The following is a 4,099-nucleotide window of genomic DNA, read 5'->3' as shown; positions in this document are numbered from 1 at the left end:
GCCCCGCCGTTACCGCCGACGCCGGTGGGGCTGGAGCCGCCGGACCCACCCGGGCCGCCGACGCCGAACAACCCGGCCGCCCCGCCGTTGCCACCCGGTGCTCCCGGGGTGGTGCTGTTGCCGCCGGCCCCGCCGTTGCCGACCAACAGCCCGCCGGGCCCGCCGGGTTGCCCTATCCCACCGACGGTGCCGCCGTTGGCGCCGTTGCCGATCAGCGGGCGCCCCAGCAGGGCCAGCGTGGGGGCGTTGATGGCGTCGAGCAGGCTGCCCTGCACGTTGGCGGCCTCGGCGCCGGCGTACGCCGCCATGCCCGACGTCACGTTCTGCACGAATTGCGTGTGAAAGGCCGCGACCTGGGAGCTCAGCGCCTGGTACTCCTGCGCCTGCGCGGAGAACAGCTCGGCGACCGCGGCCGACACCTCGTCGGCGCCCGCCGCGACCACGCCGGTCGTCGCGGCCGCCGCGGCCGTGTTCGCCGCGTTGATCGCCGAACCGATGCCGGCCAGGTCGTTGGCCGCGGCCATCACCAACTCGGGAGCCGCGATCACGAACGACATTGGGATACCTCCCCTATCCGATGCGCCCCCATGACCGACAAGTCATCTCCCCCGGCGCCGGTTCACCAGAGAACGCAGCCTACGCGCTCGGGGCGCGACGTGCGGGGTTTGGCGCTCAACGAATGCTTTCGCCGCCGTTGCGGCTGCGGTACCGTCGCACCAACGGTAAGGGAATCGGGAAGCGGGCGAACATGATCAAAGATGACATGATCCTGATCAGCGTCGACGATCACATCGTCGAACCGCCGGACATGTTCAAAAACCACCTGCCCAAGAAGTACGCCGACGAGGCGCCACGGCTGGTGCACAACCCAGATGGCAGCGACAGCTGGCAATTTCGCGATGTGGTGATTCCCAACGTGGCGCTCAACTCGGTGGCGGGCCGGCCGAAGGAGGAATACGGGCTCGAACCGCAGGGTCTCGACGAAATCCGGCCGGGGTGCTGGCAGGTCGACGAACGGGTCAAGGACATGAACGCGGGCGGGATTTTCGCCTCGATCTGCTTTCCGACATTTCCGGGGTTCGCCGGCCGGCTGTTCGCCACCGAGGACCACGACTTCGGCCTGGCCCTGTTGCGGGCCTACAACGACTGGCATGTCGAGGAGTGGTGCGGGGCGTATCCGGCGCGGTTCATCCCGATGTGCCTGCCGGTGATCTGGGACGCCGAGGCGTGCGCGGCCGAGGTGCGCCACAACGCCGAGCGCGGCGTGCACGCGTTGACTTTCAGCGAAAACCCTTCGGTGCTGGGCTATCCCAGCTTTCATGACGACTACTGGACACCCCTGTGGAAAGCGTTGGTCGACACCGACACGGTGATGAACGTGCACATCGGTTCGTCGGGGAAGCTGGCGGTCACCGCGCCGGACGCGCCGATGGACGTGATGATCACGCTGCAGCCGATGAACATCGTGCAAGCCGCCGCGGATCTGTTGTGGTCGACGCCGATCAAGAAATACCCCGGCCTCAAGATCGCCCTCTCCGAGGGCGGCACCGGGTGGATCCCCTATTTCCTGGAGCGGGCCGACCGCACCTACGAGATGCACTCGGCGTGGACCCACCAGGACTTCGGCGGCAAGCTCCCCAGCGAGGTGTTCCGCGAGCACTTCTTGACGTGCTTCATCAGCGACCACGTCGGGGTGCAGCTGCGCCACCAGATCGGCATCGACAACATCGCATGGGAGGCCGACTACCCGCACAGCGACTCGATGTGGCCCGCTGCGCCCGAAGAACTCTGGGATGTCCTTCGCGCCCACGACGTTTCGGAAACCGACGTCAACAAGATGACGCACGAAAACGCCATGCGGTGGTACTCCTTCGACCCGTTCCCGGCCCATCCGCGCGAGCAGGCCACCGTGGGCGCGCTACGCCGGGCGGCCGAAGGCCATGACGTGTCGATCCGCGCCCTCAGCCATCACAAGAAGGGCGAGCGGGTGTCCAACGCCCTGGCCGAGGCGACCCGCGGCAACAGTTAGTCCACCCGGGTGGCGTGCACCTCCCAGAACGGGGCGTGCACCCGGCCGTTCACCAGCCACGGCTCCATCGCTCGGAACCGTTCCAGCATCGGCTGCACCTGGTCGGCCATGTCCGGGTTGCGCGCGGCCATCATCTCGATCGACTCGGCGCTGATGTTGACCAGATACGTCGTCGGGCCCAGGTAGGTGATCTCCCAGCCGTTGGCCGGCAGCACGTCGCGAAAGTCGCTCTCGGACAACGACCGCATCATCTTGAAGCCGTTGACGTCATGCTCGCCGAACTCGAACATGTACAGCCGCGCCCCCGGCTTGGTCGCGCGGTGCAGCGCGCGCGCATACGACTGCTGCATCTCGGGCTCGGTGCTGAAGGTGTGGTAGAAGGCGCAGTCGACGACGGTGTCGAACCGGCCGTCGAGCCCGTCCAGTTTGGTGGCGTCGGCCACCTCGAAATTGACTGACACCCCGGCCTTTTGGGCGTTTGCGCGGGCCCGTTCGATCGCGGCCTCCGACCCGTCGACGCCGGTGGCGGAGTAGCCCTTGGAGGCGTAGTAGATCGCGTGGTGGCCGGGGCCGGTGCCCGGGTCGAGCACCTCGCCCTTGACCGCGCCGAGGGCAACCAGCCGCTGGACCACCGGCTGCGGGCCGCCGATGTCCCAGGGCGTGGCGGCGGGCAGCCCGTGCGACATCCGGTCGTCGCGGTACATCTCCTCGAAGCGGGTGGGATCGGTCGGGTCAAACGTGGTCACTGTGTCCCCCTCGATTTCGAATTACGGCAATGCGGTGACTAGTTGCTCGACCGGCACCCGAGGCCCGGTGAAGAACGGCGTCTCGGCCCGGGTGTGCCGGCGGGCGTCGGTGGCGCGCAGCTCGCGCATCAGGTCCACGATGCGGTCCAGCTCCGGGGCCTCGAACGCCAGGATCCACTCGTAGTCGCCCAGCGCGAACGCGGGCACGGTGTTGGCGCGGACGTCCTTGTACTCGCGGGCGGCCATGCCGTGTTCGGCGAGCATGCGGCGGCGCTCCTCGTCGGGCAGCAGGTACCACTCGTAGGACCGCACGAAGGGATACACGCAGATGTAGGCGCCGGGCTCCTCCCCGGCGAGGAACGCCGGGATGTGGCTCTTGTTGAACTCGGCGGGCCGGTGCAGCGCGACGCTGCTCCACACCGGCGAGCAGGCCCGGCCCAGCGCGGTGGTGCGCCGGAAGTCGGCGTAGGTCGCCTGCAGCGCCTCGACGCGTTCGGCGTGGGTCCAGATCATGAAGTCGGCATCGGCGCGCAGGCCCGCCACGTCATAGAGGCCCCGCACCACGACGCCGCGCTCCTCCTGCTGCTTGAAAAACGTCGTCGCGTCGTCGATCACGGCCGCGCGATCGTCGCCGAGCTCGCCGGGCCGGACCGAGAACACCGAGAACATCAGGTAGCGCAGCTGCGAGTTCAGGGCCTCGTAGTCGAGTTTGGCCATGGCACCTATCGTGCCACTTCCGCTTGCAGGGCCTCGACCGCGCGCCCGGCCGCCCCGACGCACGCCGGCACGCCGATCCCGTCGAGGTAGCTGCCGGCCACGGCGAGGGTCGGCGGCAGGCCGGCGCGCACCTCGGCGACCACCTCGGCGTGGCCGGGGCCGTACTGCGGCATGGCGTCGAGCCAGCGCTGGACGCGGGCGTCGACGGGGTCGACAGTCAGCCCGAACACGTCGACCAGGTCGCTGAGCGCCCAGCCCAGCAATTCGTCGTCGGGGGTGGCCACCACGGAATTTTCTGGGTCGTCGCCTGCCCGCCCGAACGACAGCCGCAGCTGCTGGGTGTCCCCGCGCGTGCCCCACTTGCGTGATGAGAGTGTGATCGCCTTGGCGCGCAACGGTTCTCCGCTCGCGACCAGGACCCCGGAGCACTGCGGGAACGGGGTGTCGGCGGGCACGGCGAGCGCCACCACCGCCGACGACGCGCTCTCGATCCGGCGCGCCGCGGCGGCGCTGCGCGGGGCGACCTCGCCTAGCAGGGCCGCCACCCGCGGGGCCGCAACGGCCAGGATCACCGCGTCGGCGGGCCAGCGGGCGCCGGTGTCGTCGA

General features: G+C 69.3%; 5 protein-coding genes. 1 reads left to right on the top strand and 4 read right to left on the bottom strand.

All coding sequences use genetic code 11. From position 1 onward, the window contains the following. Positions 1-557 (bottom strand): PE family protein (locus tag N415_RS29050; RefSeq protein WP_068189363.1); only part of this gene is annotated, 557 nt, incomplete at its 3' end. Positions 558-748: 191 nt separating this feature from the next. Here N415_RS29050 and N415_RS29045 point away from each other — a divergent pair. After that, the gene (locus N415_RS29045) at positions 749-2,029 is read left to right on the top strand and encodes an amidohydrolase family protein (protein ID WP_068189374.1); all 1,281 of its coding nucleotides are present in this window, start codon (positions 749-751) and stop codon (positions 2,027-2,029) included. Here the strand turns inward: N415_RS29045 and N415_RS29040 are convergent. From N415_RS29040 to N415_RS29030, 3 genes are all read right to left on the bottom strand, one after another. Further along, positions 2,026-2,733, bottom strand: coding sequence for a class I SAM-dependent methyltransferase (locus N415_RS29040; protein ID WP_068189367.1), 708 nt, complete (start codon positions 2,731-2,733; stop codon positions 2,026-2,028). The genes N415_RS29045 and N415_RS29040 overlap by 4 nt on opposite strands. Before the next feature lie 63 nt (positions 2,734-2,796). After that, complete coding sequence (gene hemQ, locus N415_RS29035; RefSeq protein WP_068189362.1) at positions 2,797-3,492, bottom strand: hydrogen peroxide-dependent heme synthase; 696 nt, start codon at positions 3,490-3,492, stop codon at positions 2,797-2,799. Positions 3,493-3,497: 5 nt separating this feature from the next. Then, positions 3,498-4,099, bottom strand: a 602-nt coding sequence (locus tag N415_RS29030; RefSeq protein WP_193376523.1) for an FAD-dependent oxidoreductase, incomplete at its 5' end; no start/stop codon positions are given.

Source organism: Mycobacterium sp. UM_CSW, from assembly GCF_000455205.1.
Classification (GTDB): Bacteria; Actinomycetota; Actinomycetes; order Mycobacteriales; family Mycobacteriaceae; genus Mycobacterium.
The sequence above is the reverse complement of the archived record's forward strand: the minus strand, read 5'-3'. Positions and strand labels throughout refer to the sequence as shown.